The sequence below is a fragment of the Runella sp. R0.1_18 genome (genome assembly GCF_057652155.1).
Map to the genome: position 1 here is coordinate 155032 of NZ_JBYFCK010000007.1, position 17131 is coordinate 172162.

Genomic DNA, 17131 nt, shown 5'->3' on the forward strand with positions numbered 1-17131 from the left:
CCTAAACTTTGGCGAACTTTGCGTTGGGTAAAAATCCAATGCCTTTAATTACTATGTCTGTTTTTGACTATAAAGCTGAGTTAGCCAAAATCCCCGCCGAACCTGGGGTGTATCGTTATTTTAGTGAAGAGGGGGAAATTATTTACGTCGGCAAAGCCAAAAGTCTTAAAAATCGGGTCAGTAGTTATTTTGTCAAAAACCACGCCGACCGCAAGACGCGTCGTTTGGTAAGTCAGATTCGTCGGATTGAATTTACCATTGTACATACTGAATTTGATGCGCTGCTGCTTGAAAACCAGCTTATTAAGCGGTATCAGCCTCGTTTCAATATCCTCCTCCGCGATGACAAAACATATCCCTTTATCAAGATTTTCAATGAGCCTTTTCCACGCGTCGAATCCACCCGCCGCGTTGATAAAAAAACAGGGACTTACTTTGGCCCTTTTGCCAATCCACGTGCCATGTATAATCTATTGGATATGTTTCGAGAATTGTATTCGCTGCGCACTTGCAACCTCAACTTGTCGCCCGAACATATAAAGGCGGATAAGTACAAAGTGTGCATGGAATACCACCTCAAACGCTGTAAAGGGCCGTGCGTGGGTTTGCAACCGCTGGAAGAGTATGAGCAGGAAGTGGCGCAAATTCAGCAGATTCTCAAAGGACAAATGAGTATTCCGCAGCAGTATTTTAAGCAAAATATGGTGCAAGCGGCCGAAAAATTGGAGTTTGAGAAAGCGCATGAGTGGAAAATAAAATTGGAATTGCTCCAAAATTTTCAAACAAAATCGACGGTCGTCAATCCTAAAATTGGCAATGTAGATGTCATCGTCATTGCTTCTGACGAAGAGGCGGCTTATGTCAATTACCTCAAAATCGTGAATGGCTACATCATGGCGGCTCAGACGTTGGAGGTAAAGAAAAAACTGGAGGAAACCGACGAAGAAATTTTGGCCTTGGTACTCTTCGAAATGCGTACTACTTACGAAAGTGAGGCCAAAGAAATCATCACAAACATCGACATTACCACCGATTTTAAAGCCGAGATTACCATTCCCAAAATTGGAGATAAGCGCAGTTTGCTGGAAATGGCGTTGAAAAATGTGCATTATTTCCGCAAAGAAAAAGCAGAACGCCAACTCATTGAGGCAAGTGCTACCACCAACCGCCGCGACCGCGTACTGATTAAACTCAAAGCCGACCTCCAGCTCAAAACATTGCCGCGCCACATCGAATGTTTTGATAATTCAAACATTCAGGGTACCAATCCTGTTTCAGCGATGGTATGTTTTAAAGAAGGACGGGCTTCAAAAAAAGATTACCGACATTTTTCGATTAAAACGGTGGTAGGGCCCAACGATTTTGCCAGTATGTATGAGGTCGTGACCCGCCGCTACACGCGTTTGTTGGAAGAAAATGCGCCTTTGCCCGATTTGATTGTAATCGATGGTGGAAAAGGGCAATTGAGCGCCGCTTGCGATGCTTTAAAAGCGGTTGGATTGTACGGAAAAGTACCGATTGTGGGCATTGCCAAACGGTTGGAAGAAATCTATTTTCCTGAAGATACGCTACCGTTGTATATCGACAAAAAATCGGAATCACTGCGTCTGATTCAGCAGATTCGCGACGAGGCACACCGCTTTGCCATCACCTACCACCGCGACAAACGTAGCCGAAATGCCATTGTAAGCGAACTGGAAAATGTGGACGGTATTGGTAAGAAAACGGCTGCCAATTTGCTCAAAGAGTTTAAAAGTGTGAAAGCCATACGCGAGGCAGATGCGGAGAAAATCGCCGAATTTGTTGGTAAAGACAAAGCCCAAAAAATCAAAGAATACTTTGCCCAACAGCAAGGAGAGTAGAGTAACGTGACAGACGATTTTTAGTTCCCATTCGTTGATGAATAAAATGAGCATTTACCGAAATCCATGAGAATAATCTTTCTACTATTTCTGGCTTTTACCCCATTGTTTGCGGCAGCTTTTGGCATCAAAGGGACAGTTAAAACCTCCAAAGGCGAGCCACTCCCGTATGCAACTATCGCTATCAAAGGAACGAGCACGGGGACCATTGCCAACGCCGAAGGGCGCTATGAATTGACGCTTGCGCCTGGCAAATACGAGGTAGTGTTTCAATATTTGGGTTTCAAAGCGCTGACCAAATCCATCGAAGTCACCAATGAGACCATTACGCTCAACATCGCTTTGGAAGAACAAGCCCTCATCATCAATGAAGTAAGAATTGGTTCCAAAAGTGAAGACCCCGCCTATACCATTATGCGCCGAGCCATTGCCAAAGCGCGTTTTCATGCGTTGCAGGTGCAATCTTACAGTGCGCGGGCGTACATCAAATCATCGGGTTTGGTAAAAAATATTCCTTTTTACGCCGAGAGTTCGCTCAAAAAAGAAGGCATTGAAGAGGGGCGTCCGATTGTGAACGAAAGTGTAAGTGAAATTCGATTTAAACAACCCAATACTTACAACCAACGCGTCATCTCAACCCGTAATAGCCTCAACCAAGACGCCATAAGTCCCAATGCGTTTATTATGGCGAGTTTTTATAATGCCACAGTGGGAGATGCCGTTTCGCCCTTGTCGCCCAAGGCGCTGACTTATTATAAATTTGAGTACCAAGGCTCTTTTCGGGAGGGTGATTTAGAGGTTAATAAAATCAAAGTGATTCCCAAATCGTACGGAGAAGGAGTATTTAGAGGACAAATTTACATCATCGAAAACACCTGGGCAATTCACAGTCTTGACCTTGAAACAACGGCCGAAGGGCTTGATTTTCAGATGAAACAAGTCTATAATCCGTTGCAGGGCGTATGGTTGCCAACTACCAGTCGAATCCGTTTTGCGGGGTCGTTGTTAGGGTTTACGGGTGAGTTTAATCACGCAATTTCGCTGACTTACAATGACTTAAAGGTTAATCCTGCTTTTGTGGAAAATGTGGTGGTGTTGGACGAAAAAATCGAAAAGCCATCGAGTGATATTTCTAAAAAAGACCTTCGTACCAAAAAACTGAATGAATTGGCCGCGCAGCAAAAAGAGGTTTCGGGCAAGCAACTCAGAAAAATGTTAAAAGAGTACGAAAAACAAGACCGCAACGAGCGTAAAGCCCAAAAGGAAGATGTAAATGTGGTTCGTAGCGACTCCATCGTCATTGATTCCATGGCCAACAAACGTAATGATGCTTTTTGGAACGAAATTCGCACCATTCCGCTCACCGAACTCGAAACCAAGAGCTACCATCATTCGGACAGTGTAAGGGTGGTAAAAGTGGCTAAAATAAAGGCTGATAGCACCAAAGCAAAAAAAGATTCTACCAATTTCGATTTGATGGCATTGTTATCGGGGCGCACCTTTAAGTTGTCGAAACAGTGGCGATTGGAATACGAAGGGCCGCTGCGGTTGCAGAATTTTAGCTACAATACCGTTGAGGGATACGTATTGGAAAGTAGCTTAAATTTTATTCGACGCTTCAAACAAGCAAATACCTTTTATATCAAGCCGTTGGGGCGTTATGCCATTGGTCGGCGGGAGTTGTTGGGGACGCTAAGCACGGGCTGGCAGGGGCGTCGTCGCGGTATTTCATTGACGGGCGGGAGGTATGTAGCACAGTTTAATCCAGAAAATCCCATTTCCCCTTCCATCAATACCTCAGCGACTTTGTTGTTTGAAAACAATTACATGAAAATATACGAAAAGGAATTTGGCCGATTGGCATTTAATTACGCGCGCCTCGCCGATGTGTTGAGTATTTCGGGAGGGATTGAATTTGGACGTCGTTATGCCCTAGAAAACCTGGAAAACCAGCGCCCTTGGATTCGCTGGAACCAATATGCTTTTACGCCCAATGCACCTTACAACCGCGAACATAGCCACCGACTTAATGCCTTAGAAGCGGATTCTTACTACACCTTTGCCCCGCACAATGCCCTCACACTAGACGTGGCCCTGACGTGGAAGCCTGGCCAAAAATACCGCCTGTACAACGGCCGAAAACGCTACCTCGAAAACAACAATCCGTCGCTGACGTTGCGGTATGCCAAAGGAATTCCGACGATTGGAAACAGCGCTGTTGATTATGATCGCGTGGAGTTTGATATTCGTCAAGACCTAGAAACGGGCATCAAAAGTGAACTGCATTATGCCGTTTCGGCGGGGGCATTTCTTAATCGTCGGTCGGTGTATCTGATGGATTATAAGCATTTTATGGGAAATCGCACATTCATCTTGTACGGCGATAGCTATACCCGATTTCGGTCGTTGCCTTTTTATGAATATAGCACGTCGGAACGTTATTTGGAAGCACACGTTACCAACGTTTACCGCCGTTTTTTGCTTACTCGCTTACCTCTTGTGCGCTTGGCGGGCCTAAAAGAAAACCTGATGGTGCATTATCTACTAACTCCGATGGCCAAGCATTATACCGAAGTGGGTTATGCGTTGGATGGCCTTATTCCAGGGTTTCCGTTTTTTAGGGTAGAAGCGATTGCGGTTTTCAATAACTTCAAGTACGACCACACGGCCTTTCGGGTGGGGACAACGTTTAAGTTTGGTAATTAAAACCAAGCCTCCCGAAAGTTTTAAAACTTTCGGGAGGCTAAAACGCGCTTCGTATGGATACCATCACTTTGGCCGTGGCACCCGCATTTTTCTGTACATAATTGTAGCAAATACCCGCCTTTTGCTGGCGGATTTCGAGGTTTTGATATACTTCAGTAAAAGCCGTCGTAAATTCTTGGGTAGTGGCAACCGTGGTAGCACCGCCCAAATGCAACAAATCTAGCGCTTCTTGGAATTTCTGATAAAAAGGTTGCCCAAAGAAAATCGGTATTCCATACACCGCAGGCTCCATCGTATTGTGCAATCCATCCTTAAATGCCCCGCCGACGTAAGCAAAATCGGCATACCGAAATAGCGAAGCCAGCATACCAATCGTATCTAGAAAGAGAATGTCGAGGGGAAAATGCAGAGTGTCGAGTGATGCCCCTTCATCTCCAACTTGTAAATTATCAACCCCAAACCGTAAACTGTAAACCGTAAACCGCTCACTATGTTTCTTGAGTGATTTTTGCCATTGCTGGATTTGTTCGGTATTGATTTCGTGAGGGGCAATGATGACCTTGAGCGGAGCTTCCCACTGGTTCAAAAACGGAATCAACACCTCCATATCGTCTGGCCAGGCAGAGCCAATGACCAAAAGCGGGGCAGTGCCTTTAAATGCTTCAATAACAGGGTAGCTTTTGGCTTGTGTGGCAATTTGCACGACGCGGTCGAGGCGGGTATCACCTGCAACGGTCGCGGACGAATAGCCTACGGAATTGAGTAATTGTTTGGATGCCTCGTTTTGCACTAAAATCTCGTTGAAACAAAACAACATTCGTCGGTAAAAGCCTCCGTAGGGTTTGAAAAACAGTTGGTTGGGGCGAAAAATTGCGGAAAATAAAAAGGTTGGAATTTGTCTTTTTTTGAGCTCGTGGAGGTAGTTATACCAAAATTCGTATTTGATAAACAACGCCACGTCGGGTTGGACGCTATCCAAAAAACGCCTGACGTTTCGGGGGGTATCGACGGGTAAGTAACAAACATCGTCCACCTGGTCGTAGTCTTTGCGGATTTCGTAGCCCGACGGCGAGAAAAAACTTAGCACAATACGCGCATGAGGGTATTCGGTACGAATCGCTTCGATGACGGGTCGCCCTTGTTCAAATTCTCCCAACGACGCGGCATGAACCCAGAAGACGAGGGTGTTAGATTTCTCGTTCCCTCGGAATGACAACGTGCCTCTTTGTCCCTCTACCCATTTGCGCGTTTTGGGATGGAAAAGCGCGACGATGTTGGCCAGAAAGACCAAAAGATGTAAGCCAATGGTATAGAAAAATGCGAACAATTTTTGAATAAGTTACGTTAGACCAGTAAAAGTATTCAATCAACCTCTTACGTGTCAAATTAAATGAACTGGAATCGACTCACTGACGTCGCTCAATTAGAAGAAATCAAGGAAGAATCCCGCCAATATCCTGTTTTACTTTTTAAACACAGTACCCGTTGTTCAATTAGTGCCACTACACTGCGTCGGTTAGAAAGGGATTGGAACGAACAAGAAGTCGGCAATCTCAAGCCATATTACCTCGATTTGATAGCGTATCGCCCCATTTCCAATAAAATTGCCGAAGAATTTGACGTATGGCATGAGTCACCCCAAGCCATACTGATTCGCAACGGCGAAAGTATCTTCGATGCCTCACACTACGATGTGACGTTCGAAGCGATTAAAGAACAAGTAGCCTCATAGTTTGCTAAAAACAATACACAGGTGCTTGTGAAGGAGTACCGTCGGATGGGTATTGAGCTGGTGTTGTTCGCGTAAAACTTCCTTTTCTCGGTCATTGTGCGAGTGTTTTGCCATCTTCTTAAAAGTCAAAAAAGAACGCAGATAGAGGTACACCCCAAAAAATACAAACCAAACCAAAGAGCTTACACTCAGCTGGTTGGAATAAACAGCTCGGTACCTTAATCCTGCCAAACTCGCCATCGTTCGCAGGCGCTGCACGTTGCAGAGATACACCCGACCGTTGTAGAGGTGTTGGTCGTCGTAGCCTATCACCTCTGCCTCGTTCGACAAAAACATGTCGCTCCGTTCGGCTTCTACCCATACATTGGCCATTCGGCCGCTCATGCTGCTGTTGTTGGGTTTGGTGATAATCAGTAAACCGTTGGGTTTGAGGATTCTAGCCAGCTCTTTCAATAGTGACGTCTGGTCAGGAATATGCTCAATCGTTTCCATCAAAAGCACATAGTCGGCAGAGTTTGAGGCAATAGGTAGCGGCTTGGTCAAATCAATCGGAGAACAAGTCAAAGCATCGCTTCGGAGGATGTCGGGGTGCATATCAAAGGCACGGACAGTGGCCCCTGCTTTGTGCCAAAGATTAGCCACGTAGCCCGACCCCGCTGAGACGTCAATCACGGTTTTTTGCCGAACGTCGTTTTGGGCAAGGTATTGGTGAATAAACGTCAGTGCATTGCCTTTTGAATGCGGAACCAGCTTGATTTGTTCTTTTAAAGTTGACATAAGGTGCTAGGATATATCTACGGGACGGCTTTTGAGTTTTACCTTCCAGCGGTCAATTTGTTTTTTGAGTCGTAACGTGGTATTTTCTTCGGGTTCTGGAAGAGTGCCCAAAAATTTTGCCCCAATTTTAAGGTAATTTTTGAAAAAAGTATTGCTACTCAGCCCCCATTTTAAGATAAATTGCGTTCGACCGTCGTTGCGCTTTACACGCGCGGTGCTTCGACTGGCAAAATGATACACCCGACTTTTGCCAATTCCCTTGTAATACCGTACCCCATAATGCCACAGTTTGATCATAAAATCGGGGTCGCTGTACATGCCAGGAAAGAACTCAATACTCAGCCCACCTACGGCCCGATACACAAACGTTGGCAAGACCATCGGGTACCATTGGCTACCGTTCCAGTCGTCTTTGGGAAAACTGGCATATTCTGATAAAAAAGCAGCTTCGTCAAACTCTGAAGGGTGTTTTCCGTAGTTTTTGTTGGTAATAACACAGGCATTGCCATTGTCAAAACCTTCAATCATCGTTCCGCTGATGCACCACTTATCGTTTTTTTGCTGTTTTATTTCTTCCAACAAATAAAAATCCCAATCGGGACAGACATACATGTCGTCGTCGATAAACACCAAATAATCGGCAATGGCCAAGTGAGAAGCGGCGTTGAAGCCGTAACAAACCCCTGAGTTCTGACTACTTTTGGTATAGCTAATATCGCCTTGTGCTTTTACCCATTCTTCGGTACCATCTTTTCCTTCGTTGACATGAACGATGACTTGGTGCTGATAACGGCTATTTTTTCGGAGGCTATTGACAAGACACGTTAGGTAGTCGAGGTTATTCCACGAAGGGATGAGAATCGAAAAGACGGGAGAATAGGAGAGGGAGACTTTTGTGTGCGTAAACTCCATGAAAGTACTTTGAGAATGAAAAAACGGAGCTTTTTAGGGGGCTTGATGGCCTCCTGAAAAGCTCCGCCAAATTAAATTTACCAACCTTTTTGAAGAACGTACGCAATGTATCGAATGTCGTCTTCGGTCACTCGGGCGTGTAGTGGAAGCACGAGATAGCGCTCTTCGATGGCATCCATTTTGGGGAATTGCCCTGGCGTACGACCGCCAAAAATCGAATATTTATCGTTGCGATAATGCACCTGTCCCGACTCAATACCGTGTTCGCGGAGGTGACGCATAAGGTCTTCGCGGTGATCCACTTCGGCCGTGAGTAGCCATGCCGCGTGTTCACGGTCGGTGTATTCGCTACCAATCACCCGAATGCCTGAAATATCTTTGAGTAGCTCGCAGTACAAGCGGTAAAGCCGCTGACGATGTGCCAAATGTTCGTCAAATTCTTCCAAACCTGCCAAGCCCAAGCTGGCCGCAAGGTCGGTCATTTGGTATTTATAGCCTACTTCTACAATGTCGTTTTCCCAAATTCCTTTTTGTTTGCTGGTGCGGTCGATGCCAAACCAACGCAGGCGTTTTGCTTTTTCGACCAAAGTTGAGTCTTTCACCACCAACATGCCGCCGTCGCCCGTCGTAATGTGTTTGATGGCTTGGAACGAAAACATGGTAAAGTCGCTTTCGCTACCGATGTAGCGCCCTTTGTATTTGGCACCTACGGCGTGCGCCGCGTCTTCAATAATGAAGAGATTGTGCTTCTTCCCGAGTGTCCACAGTTCGTCCATGTCGCAGGGAAGACCGCCGTAATGAACGCAGACAATTGCCTTTGTTTTGGGCGTAATGAGTTGCTCCACGTGTTTTACGTCGATGTTGAGGTTGTCATCCACATCGGCAAACACAATGTTGACTCCCATATAAAGGAATGGGATGTTGGTGGCCGTACAAGTAAATACGGGAGCAATGACTTCGTCGCCTGGTTGCAAATCGGCCAACAAATATGCCAAGTGAAGAGCATCCGTCCCAGAACCAACTGCCAAGCATTTGTTGGGGTACGTAAATTTTGACTCGAAGCGACGTTCAAATTCGTCCACTTTAGGGCCTTGGCCAATCCAACGTGAATGAAGGACTTCTGTGATGTTAGAAGCGGCTTTGGCAGGAATGTTAGGGTAGAACAGTACAATACCCTCCCTCGTATCCATAACAGGATACTCATTCATGGGTTTCTCCAGAATCTTGTCAAGAATCATACAAAGTTTGATAGATAATAGTACTCGTTTTTCTCAAAATTGGGCTGTGGAAAGAAGTGTAGGTTAAGCACTTCTTTTGTTAGAGAGACAACATAGTGTCTTATCGTTCAATAAAGATTCCTGAATATCCAAAAACCTTGTTTGTTTAGATATAAAACCGTATTGTCGAGACAAATATACAATAAATAGCGATACTGCAATATACAAGATAGAAGAAAACAAGAGAAATCAAAATTATTTTTGATGACTATTTTAGCAAATTGATTCACAGCGAGTTAGAGGGAAGGTGTGATCAATTTGACGCCAGAAAAATGGTGATTTTTGGTGAGTTTTGGGCTATTTTAAGTACTTTTTAATCACTTTATAGCGACTTTTTAATCTAAAATTGGACGACAAAAGCATTTTTTTCAAAAGCCTAGTGTGATACAGCTTTTAGCCCGACGATTGAGCCAATTAAAGTAATTAGAAATAGGAGTCTCCAAAAAGTGATGGGTTCTTTAAATACAATGATGCCAATCAAAATAGTACCGACACGGTTGGAAGCAAGTATATTTTATCAAGTGTTTAGTAAACAACCGTCCCTTGGTATATCAGCGACTTGATGGGGGAGATGCGGGAAACTGCTTCGGCCGAACAGCTCGCATCTACCAATACTACATTGGCGTCGTCGCCTGCTTTGGGCCACTGCTGTTCGCCTTTGTCGGTGAGTGGCAAAGGGCCTGCGGTGGCCAATCGTAGGATTCTCGATAGCCCAAACTCCGTAGAATACCCGTATAGCTGAGCAGCAAGATTGGCTTTTTGTAATACGCTTCCTGTTCCAAACGTATTCCAATGATCTACAATGCTGTCGTTACCCGTCATGACGTTGACCCCGTACTTCAACAGCGTAGGAATGGGCATGATGGTGGTTCCAAACGGAATGGTGGATAAAATACCTATGCGGGCAGCGCCAAGTTTTTCGGCAATTTCTTCTTGTTTTTCTTTCTCAAGTTTGGCTAACGCAAAAGCGTGACTGACGTAGGTTTTGCCTTTTAACACGGGGTTTTCGTTGACTTTGGCCATCAAATACTCGATGGTTTTGAGCCCAGATTCGCCCGATTCGTGCAAGTGAATGTCAATTCCTTTGTGGTGGTCTAAGGCCAATTGAATGGTAAAGTCCATGGTTTTTTCGATGGCACCGTCTAGGGTAAACGGGTCAACGCCCCCAATGAAATCAATGTCCATTTGAGCGGCTTCTTTCATATACGGGGCTGAGTCGGTATAAAACACCCCATGTTGAGGAAATGCGACTAATTCAGCGCCAAAAACGTCTTTTTTATTACGCAGTGCTGTTTGCAGATTTTTCAACGATTGGAGCTTAGAAGTTGGCTCAATGTTGACGTGACTACGTGCAAACCCCGTGCCGCGCGATTGCAACAATTCGATGAGTTTTTCGGCTTTTTGGGTTGAATTTTTGAGCATGTCGGGTAAAATCTGTTGCTCTAGCGCAATCATGCCTTTGACGCCATTGGTTCGTCTTTTGGTAGCCTGCCACTTGTCGCCGTAAAAGGTTTTGTCCAAATGGATGTGCATATCTTTAAACGAAGGTAGCATCAAAAGACCCTTCGCGTCGATAGCGTCGGCGGGTGGTTTTTGCGTGCTGACGTTTTTGATTTTCCCATTTTCAATTTCGACCGCAAACAAGCCCGTCTTTGTGCTAACTACCTCCTCGCCTTCGTAGTCAAACCCTGTTTCAAGGCGTACGTTTTTTAGGGTATATTTGTTGGCATTGCCCGTGGAAGCACCCCACGCAATTTCTTTTTCGGGAGATAGCAGCGAAGCACTAGGTGCCAATGAAAACCCTGACAAACCTACGATTGAGTGTTCAAGAAAGGCTTTGCGCGAAAGGGTGGATTGGTTCATGTTGTAAGTTGTTTTATCCTTTGGTATATTTATGGGTGAGCAGCACGATTATTTCATCGATGCGTTTTTGGCGTGTTTCGGGGCGTTTGGCAAAAAGCAACCGCGCTAATCGTTCTTTTTTTACGGATTTACTCAAACCCAAAAAAGGCTCCAACAAACCCTGCTGCCCCGCAAGTGCTTGTTCCAAATCGGGAGGAATGACTAAGGCTTCTACTTCATCGAGCAAGGTCCAAGAACCATTGCGTTTTGCTACTTCGATACTAGCGAAACCCGCTTCCGTCATCAATCCCGCCTCGATAAGCTGGTCAACCTTTACTTTATTGATTTTCGACCACGTACTTTTTGCCTTGCGAGGGCAAAAAAACTGGTGTGATTTTTCGGAATCGATGGTAACTTTTTTGCTGTCTATCCAGCCAAAGCACAGCGCGACATCCACGGCCTCACTCCAAGTAATGGATGGTATAGCCGACGATTTTTTATAAAAAACAACCCAAACGGCCTGTTGAGATTGGTGATTTTGTTCCAACCAAGCGCGCCATTCCGCCTGATTTTGAGGGTAGAATACGTCTATTTCCATACTATGTGGTACGGGCGTTCCGCCCGTCATTTTTAACCAAAGCACCTCACCTAGCTAATATCCTCATGGAAGTGATTAGGTAAAACAAGGCGGCTAGGGTTTTGTGAGAATGCAATAAAGGTAAGTTATAATGCTTTTATACATGTTAATTAAAGTTTATCCTAAGACCTATACATCGCTTAAAATGCTCTATTTCAGAAGAGGTTTATTTACAAATTTTTAAATAGTTTACTTTTTTTGTAAATTTATACTCAAATAAAATACAGATGTACTTGCTCAATAGGGGTGCTGATCCACCTACGCCTGTTGAGGCTATTATTGAGCCTGTAGCAGTTAGCGACTTGAAGAAACTGACCAAAAAGGATTTCCATTTTACCTGGAAAGACTTTACGGAAACTGAACTGTGGAAATTACGGGTGGCAGACAGTAGAGATATGTTAGGGGCAATGTCACTAACATACTATCCACTTGAATATCGCGTAGAAATTAACTTGATTGCTAGCCGAAGTGATAATTTTGGGCCTGGTAAGCAGTATGATCGGATTGCTGGTTGTTTAATTGGATGGGCATGTCGATTAGCTGTAAAAGAATATGGCGATTTAGCCTGTGTATCGCTTAAACCAAAAACCCGATTAGTAAAACATTATCAAAATAAGTACGGTATGCTGGATGGTGGCCTGCAACTGTATTTAGAAGGAAGACCACTTTATACTCTCATACAAACCTACATTGACGATGAACCTTGACGCAATAGCTCCCGAAGAAGTAGTAGATGGCTTTATGCTACCGGCCAAAATGACTCTTGAGCAGAAACGCCAAGCCGATCAGCAATTAGCCGTTATTCGTCAAGAGAGATTAGCTGAGCGCTCTGAACAGGAAAAGCTATATGGTCAACTGCTACAATTGAAAATCCATATTGAGGATTATATAAAGCAGGATACGTTTGATCCCAAAAAAGGCTTTGCCTATTTCTTAAAATTGTATATCGAGCTTCAAGATAAAAAGAAGACTGAGGTAGCTTCTGAACTTGATATTCATAAAACTAAGCTCAGCCAATTACTTTCTGGTCATAGAGCACCTTCTGAAGATATTTTTATTCGATTGGAGTTTCATTCTAATCAGCTTATTTCTGCTCGTAACTGGTTTCGGCTTTCAATGAAACAACAGGAATATACTATCATGACTAATTCTTCGCTAAGAAATAAAGAGAAGAAGCATGTTAAAGGCAATTTGGCATTAGAATTTTAATTAGATAATGCCTGGTATTCTCCGATGATGTTTAGCTGGGTGTGCCAATCATGACTTCATACGCGCTTATTTTATTTTTTCATCCCCTTTGACTAATAACTCAAACCCCTCAAACCTACCTTCAATCATCCAATCGCAGAGGTAATCACTTTCTATATTTGCTAATTTCATCCCGCTGTCGTGGGCAAAAGCACAGGCAGCAATCATAGGAATACACCAATAACCCTCTGGTTCAAAACTTCGGTCGAATTCTTCCCCTTGTTCTACATATTTCTTGGTGTAGTATTGCTGCCATTGTTGTAACGCCTCATAAACAGCTTCTTCAAACTCTGCCTGCTTGTTTTCTAGGATAAAAAAGTAAACTTTGAGCAATGGCAAGTATAAAAACTCCACTTTTTCTTGGCGATGCCCAAACAAGTAACGCCACATACTTTCGTTGAGAAAGGACGTGTAGCGTACATATTTTTTATATTCTTCCCATTGCAAATGATCCTGTATTTGCTGAAAAGTGGTGGCTGCTGCGGCAACATCGGCGGTATTTTGAGCCAGCATGTTGAAGAAAATCAGCATGATTTCGGCAATGATGTCATCGTGTTGGGCTTTTTCGGTAAACTCAAAAGGAATCGTTGGATAAAACTGAAGTGCCTCTTTATCTCGCAGTATTAGGGCAAGCTCAATCCCTCTGACCACGTTCATGGCGCCCGTTTCGTTATCATTGGGCGAGAATTTACCGATGGTCTCGATGGTTTTATCCGCAATTTGAATCCTGACAGGCTGCCCATCAGCCAAACTGTATTGAAAAAAGGCTTTGCTCAGTTGGTTGCAGTAATACAGATAGTTATAAGTGTAATTATCGGTGCTGTAATGGCCTGTAAAACCAAGTCCTCGATTAATTTGATGTCTTATATTTGTGAAATTAACTTCACTTAATTTATCACGCAGCCAAAATATTTTGGGCAAAGGATTATTTAATGTGCTATTAGAAAGCACAGAAAATCTTTGAATTAAATGGTCATTATTTTCAAAAGACCAATCTGAACGTTTATGTTTATTAATAACTTGCCCCATTAATTTAAACGAATTAAAGATTAAACTCTACAATCTCAGTGCTTCCTAATGTACCATCATCGTTAAAAGGTTGCTTCAAACGATATGATTTAACTTTATTTGTATCAAAAGCATTTTGCAGCTTCTCTAAATCAATAAGTTGGTCATTAGTTAGTTTGTTGCTGTCTCTTATATTGTTAATGATACTCTGAATGTAAAGCTCTGTACACTGCTGATGTACTTGGCGAGAGCCCAATTCAGATGCACCACCTTTACACTCCACAACGTTCCATGTTACAGCACCAGTTTGTGGGTCAGTTGTTCTGTAAACTCGGTCAAACTGTCCTTGTTTTGACGTTGTATTAGGCAAAGATAAAATAACCCTAACATCCCCAGCATTCCACCCAATTACTAATAAAAGCAAAAAAGCGTCGGTTGCCCAACGCTTTTTTGCAAAAAAACTTTATTTCTTCTCCTCCACAGGGGGCGGAGCGCCAAAACGCTTATGGCTATTTTTGAGCTCTCCGTGTGAACTAATCAAAATCACCGTCAATAAGGCAATGCTTGCAATAACGAGCACAAAGTTTTTACCCCACTTCGCCACGACAATGGGTCGAGGAGAAAAACTTACTTCTGCTTTACGAATCAGCACTGCCACGATGACCCAATTGACGATGTAGAGGTACTGCTCAATTCGGTAGCTACTTAAAAATGCCCCCGTTACCAGCAGGCTATACACCACATACAGTCCCCAATGTCCCAAAAACAGGGCATACACTTCGGATGCGGAGTAGGAGAGAGGATTGGTTTTGGTAAGGTAGTAGCGCACCCACCACAGCGCCGCCATCAATAAAACAAACGCCAATGCCGCCAACTGCACCGTACGGTAAATGTCGCTTTCGGGCGCAAATTCGAGCTTGCTAAAGATGCCTTGCAGGCGCTCGACCGAAAATGATTGTTCCCATACCACGTAAGGAATAAAGAGCATGGACATCAGCAACGGAAACCACGTTTTGGACTTGGGTTGGGTATCAGTGGTGCGTTCCCATTCCGACGTAAACGTGCCGTACGCCATGCCCAATCCCCCAAAAAAGCCCAACGAATATTCCATGACATTCCAGAAGTTGAACTTAATGCCCGTGAGTCCGCCTAATACTTGCAAGAAATTGCCAAATGCAAACCCGAAGCCCCCGCCAAGTCCCGAAAAGGCCGCTACGCGCAGGGCAGAGGTGTGGTTGTTGCGGACGAGGTACCACGTCAGCGCGGCGGCCGCGCCAAACACCGCTGCCCACATTTCGGAGCGGGGAGGAGTCATGTACCATTCAAATTCTTCAATGAGGAAAAAATAGGCAACGGCCGCGCCTACGACCATCTCGACAATCACTTCGTGCCACTTGACGGGTTTTTGAGGGCTGTCGGCCAGTGCCAACCCAAACAATGCCCCTCCCACGTAGCCGTACAAACCTCCAACCACAAAGAGCATGAGCAGCCCGTAATAGACGTTGATAAAATCATCGCCGCGACCGTAGCCGACCAAAATTCCGTAGCTGGCAATTCCCCCCAAGCCCCAGCCGATGGCTCCCGCGAGGGTGGCAGCAAAGAGCTTGGCGTACCAGTCGGTGCGGCGCGCGACAAATAAAATGCTAAGGGTGCCCACTGCCCCCGCCCAAGCCGCACCGTACTCGTGTCCGAATTGACCACGAATGGCCCAAGCAGTTCCGAGCGACATCGCCACGAGGAGCATGGGGAAGTAAAGTTGTTTGTTTTTCATTGGATAAGAAAGGTGTTTATCAGGGTTTAGTATCGTTTTTAGATATACCTTTTTGCCCTTGAAAAAGGCTATTTGAGTAGTCTAAAAAACTAGCTAGTCAGTATTGTAATTATCCGATGAACATTAAAAACCTCCCACCCGTGGAAATAACAGAAAAGACTGTCAAAAAGAGTTTTGCGTGGCCGATTTTTGACGAAACAGAAGTAGAAGCCGTCGCTGAAGTAGTCCGTAGTGGAAAATGGGGGAACCCTGATTGCGGCGACTTGGTCGAGGAGTTTGAAAAAGAATTTGCGGCTTATTGCGGTAGTAAATACGCCATTAGCTGTGTCAATGGCTCGGTTTCGCTGCGATTGGCCCTAATTGCTTGCGGCGTCAAGCCTGGCGATGAGGTTATCGTTCCTCCTTATACGTTTATTGCGACGGCATCGACGGTGATTGAGGCCAACTGTGTGCCTGTTTTTGTTGATATTGACCCCGAAACGTACAACATCAGTCCCGTTGCCATCGAAGCCGCTATTACGCCCCGCACCAAAGTGATTATTCCTGTGCATTTTGGTGGGCAGGCTTGCGATATGGACGCGATTATGGACATTGCGAAACGCCACAACCTACGCGTTATCGAAGATGCCGCGCACGCCCACGGTGCCGAGTACAAAGGAAAAAAACTAGGGGCAATTGGGGACGTAGGGAGCTTCAGTTTTCAGTCTTCCAAAAACCTAACGGCGGGTGAAGGTGGCATTGTTGTCACCGACGACGACGAACTGTACGCCATGATGCACTCCTTGCGCAATGTCGGTCGCATCGAAGGCGGGCAGTGGTACGATCACTATAACCCAGGCTGTAACTACCGCATTACCCAAATGCAAGCGGTGCTATTGTCGGCGCAACTAAAGCGTTTAGAACAACAAACCCTCGTGCGGGATGCCAATGGGGTGTATTTGAATCAATTACTGGAAAATATTGAAGGCATTACTCCTTTGAAACGAGGTTTTGGCGAAACCCGTCACTGTTACCATTTGTACATCATCAAGTACGACAAAACGTATTTTAATGGGTTGTCGAAAGTGGAGTTTGTGGAGCGTTTGGCGGCTGAGGGCGTCCCTTGTTTTAGAGGATACCCGCATCCGTTGTACAAGCAACCGTTGTTCCAAAACAAAAATTTTATGTGTTATGCCATCCCCGACTACGTGGATTACAGCCAAGTACATTGCCCCGTGGCCGAACACGCGTGTAGCGACGAGGGGGTGTGGATTTTGCAACACGGAATGTTAGGAACGAAGGAGGACATGGAGTCGTTTGCCGAAGCGATTCTGAAAGTAAAACGCGAAGCGTAACCATTCACCAACCATTTCTCAATTC

15 protein-coding genes and 1 pseudogene are annotated in these 17131 nt (G+C 44.8%); 6 read left to right on the plus strand and 10 right to left on the minus strand.

Annotation, left to right across the window (positions count from 1 at the left end):
* Positions 1-53 precede the first annotated feature (53 nt).
* Complete coding sequence (uvrC, locus tag AC23P2_RS14540) at positions 54-1862, plus strand: excinuclease ABC subunit UvrC (protein ID WP_487774034.1); 1809 nt, start codon at positions 54-56, stop codon at positions 1860-1862.
* Positions 1863-1928: 66 nt separating this feature from the next.
* The gene (locus AC23P2_RS14545) at positions 1929-4568 is read left to right on the plus strand and encodes a DUF5686 and carboxypeptidase regulatory-like domain-containing protein (protein ID WP_487773876.1); all 2640 of its coding nucleotides are present in this window, start codon (positions 1929-1931) and stop codon (positions 4566-4568) included.
* A 37-nt stretch (positions 4569-4605) separates the two neighbouring features.
* Here AC23P2_RS14545 and AC23P2_RS14550 read toward each other — a convergent pair whose 3' ends face one another.
* Positions 4606-5895, minus strand: a complete 1290-nt coding sequence (locus AC23P2_RS14550) for a 3-deoxy-D-manno-octulosonic acid transferase (protein ID WP_487773877.1) — start codon at positions 5893-5895, stop codon at positions 4606-4608.
* Between the two features lie 63 nt (positions 5896-5958).
* Here AC23P2_RS14550 and ytxJ point away from each other — a divergent pair, with 63 nt between their 5' ends.
* Positions 5959-6300: a bacillithiol system redox-active protein YtxJ gene (gene ytxJ / locus AC23P2_RS14555; RefSeq protein WP_487773878.1), complete on the plus strand. Its 342-nt coding sequence runs from the start codon at positions 5959-5961 to the stop codon at positions 6298-6300.
* On the opposite strand, the gene AC23P2_RS14560 is transcribed toward ytxJ, so the two are convergent.
* The 6 genes and pseudogenes from AC23P2_RS14560 to AC23P2_RS14585 all read right to left on the minus strand — a co-directional run bounded on the left by AC23P2_RS14560 (position 6295) and on the right by AC23P2_RS14585 (position 11706).
* Positions 6295-7077 (minus strand): class I SAM-dependent methyltransferase, encoded by a 783-nt coding sequence (locus tag AC23P2_RS14560; protein WP_487773879.1) that lies wholly within the window; start codon positions 7075-7077, stop codon positions 6295-6297. The genes ytxJ and AC23P2_RS14560 overlap by 6 nt on opposite strands.
* Positions 7078-7083: 6 nt before the next feature.
* A complete protein-coding gene (locus AC23P2_RS14565; RefSeq protein ID WP_487773880.1) occupies positions 7084-7989 on the minus strand; it encodes a glycosyltransferase family 2 protein in 906 nt (301 codons plus the stop codon).
* Positions 7990-8066: 77 nt separating this feature from the next.
* Positions 8067-9227 carry a DegT/DnrJ/EryC1/StrS family aminotransferase gene (locus tag AC23P2_RS14570; protein WP_487773881.1) on the minus strand — a complete coding sequence of 387 codons (1161 nt, stop codon included), beginning with the start codon at positions 9225-9227 and terminating at the stop codon, positions 8067-8069.
* Between the two features lie 415 nt (positions 9228-9642).
* A pseudogene (locus AC23P2_RS14575) lies at positions 9643-9759 on the minus strand (DMT family transporter); the annotation flags it as partial.
* Between the two features lie 32 nt (positions 9760-9791).
* A complete protein-coding gene (locus AC23P2_RS14580; protein WP_487773882.1) occupies positions 9792-11129 on the minus strand; it encodes an amidohydrolase in 1338 nt (445 codons plus the stop codon).
* A 13-nt stretch (positions 11130-11142) separates the two neighbouring features.
* The gene (locus AC23P2_RS14585; RefSeq protein WP_487773883.1) at positions 11143-11706 is read right to left on the minus strand and encodes a YdeI/OmpD-associated family protein; all 564 of its coding nucleotides are present in this window, start codon (positions 11704-11706) and stop codon (positions 11143-11145) included.
* 266 nt (positions 11707-11972) lie between these two features.
* On the opposite strand from AC23P2_RS14585, the gene AC23P2_RS14590 reads away from it, so the two are divergent.
* Together AC23P2_RS14590 and AC23P2_RS14595 are read left to right on the plus strand one after the other, a co-directional pair.
* The gene (locus AC23P2_RS14590; protein ID WP_487773884.1) at positions 11973-12452 is read left to right on the plus strand and encodes an N-acetyltransferase; all 480 of its coding nucleotides are present in this window, start codon (positions 11973-11975) and stop codon (positions 12450-12452) included.
* Positions 12442-12954, plus strand: a complete 513-nt coding sequence (locus AC23P2_RS14595) for a hypothetical protein (protein WP_487773885.1) — start codon at positions 12442-12444, stop codon at positions 12952-12954. The genes AC23P2_RS14590 and AC23P2_RS14595 overlap by 11 nt, the downstream gene beginning before the upstream one ends.
* A gap of 66 nt (positions 12955-13020) precedes the next feature.
* Here AC23P2_RS14595 and AC23P2_RS14600 read toward each other — a convergent pair whose 3' ends face one another.
* Genes AC23P2_RS14600 through AC23P2_RS14610 form a run of 3 tightly spaced genes read right to left on the minus strand, consistent with a single transcriptional unit; the run spans position 13021 to position 15772 of the window.
* Entirely contained in the window at positions 13021-14022 is a 1002-nt protein-coding gene (locus AC23P2_RS14600; protein ID WP_487773886.1) for an Imm49 family immunity protein, read from the minus strand.
* A 13-nt stretch (positions 14023-14035) separates the two neighbouring features.
* Positions 14036-14425: a hypothetical protein gene (locus AC23P2_RS14605; protein ID WP_487773887.1), complete on the minus strand. Its 390-nt coding sequence runs from the start codon at positions 14423-14425 to the stop codon at positions 14036-14038.
* 39 nt (positions 14426-14464) lie between these two features.
* Positions 14465-15772 carry a hypothetical protein gene (locus AC23P2_RS14610; RefSeq protein WP_487773888.1) on the minus strand — a complete coding sequence of 436 codons (1308 nt, stop codon included), beginning with the start codon at positions 15770-15772 and terminating at the stop codon, positions 14465-14467.
* A gap of 116 nt (positions 15773-15888) precedes the next feature.
* On the opposite strand from AC23P2_RS14610, the gene AC23P2_RS14615 reads away from it, so the two are divergent.
* Positions 15889-17106, plus strand: a complete 1218-nt coding sequence (locus tag AC23P2_RS14615) for a DegT/DnrJ/EryC1/StrS family aminotransferase (RefSeq protein WP_487773889.1) — start codon at positions 15889-15891, stop codon at positions 17104-17106.
* Positions 17107-17131 lie beyond the last annotated feature (25 nt).

What these genes read in the sequence shown, in the direction of transcription:
- AC23P2_RS14545 (WP_487773876.1), top strand. Translation starts at nt 1,929, where the DNA reads ATGAGAATAATCTTTCTACTATTTCTGGCTTTTACCCCATTGTTTGCG.
- AC23P2_RS14570 (WP_487773881.1), bottom strand. Translation starts at nt 9,227, where the DNA reads ATGATTCTTGACAAGATTCTGGAGAAACCCATGAATGAGTATCCTGTT.
- AC23P2_RS14615 (WP_487773889.1), top strand. Translation starts at nt 15,889, where the DNA reads ATGAACATTAAAAACCTCCCACCCGTGGAAATAACAGAAAAGACTGTC.
- AC23P2_RS14595 (WP_487773885.1), top strand. Translation starts at nt 12,442, where the DNA reads ATGAACCTTGACGCAATAGCTCCCGAAGAAGTAGTAGATGGCTTTATG.
- ytxJ (WP_487773878.1), top strand. Translation starts at nt 5,959, where the DNA reads ATGAACTGGAATCGACTCACTGACGTCGCTCAATTAGAAGAAATCAAG.
- AC23P2_RS14580 (WP_487773882.1), bottom strand. Translation starts at nt 11,129, where the DNA reads ATGAACCAATCCACCCTTTCGCGCAAAGCCTTTCTTGAACACTCAATC.
- AC23P2_RS14600 (WP_487773886.1), bottom strand. Translation starts at nt 14,022, where the DNA reads ATGGGGCAAGTTATTAATAAACATAAACGTTCAGATTGGTCTTTTGAA.
- AC23P2_RS14590 (WP_487773884.1), top strand. Translation starts at nt 11,973, where the DNA reads ATGTACTTGCTCAATAGGGGTGCTGATCCACCTACGCCTGTTGAGGCT.
- AC23P2_RS14610 (WP_487773888.1), bottom strand. Translation starts at nt 15,772, where the DNA reads ATGAAAAACAAACAACTTTACTTCCCCATGCTCCTCGTGGCGATGTCG.
- AC23P2_RS14585 (WP_487773883.1), bottom strand. Translation starts at nt 11,706, where the DNA reads ATGGAAATAGACGTATTCTACCCTCAAAATCAGGCGGAATGGCGCGCT.
- AC23P2_RS14565 (WP_487773880.1), bottom strand. Translation starts at nt 7,989, where the DNA reads ATGGAGTTTACGCACACAAAAGTCTCCCTCTCCTATTCTCCCGTCTTT.
- uvrC (WP_487774034.1), top strand. Translation starts at nt 54, where the DNA reads ATGTCTGTTTTTGACTATAAAGCTGAGTTAGCCAAAATCCCCGCCGAA.
- AC23P2_RS14560 (WP_487773879.1), bottom strand. Translation starts at nt 7,077, where the DNA reads ATGTCAACTTTAAAAGAACAAATCAAGCTGGTTCCGCATTCAAAAGGC.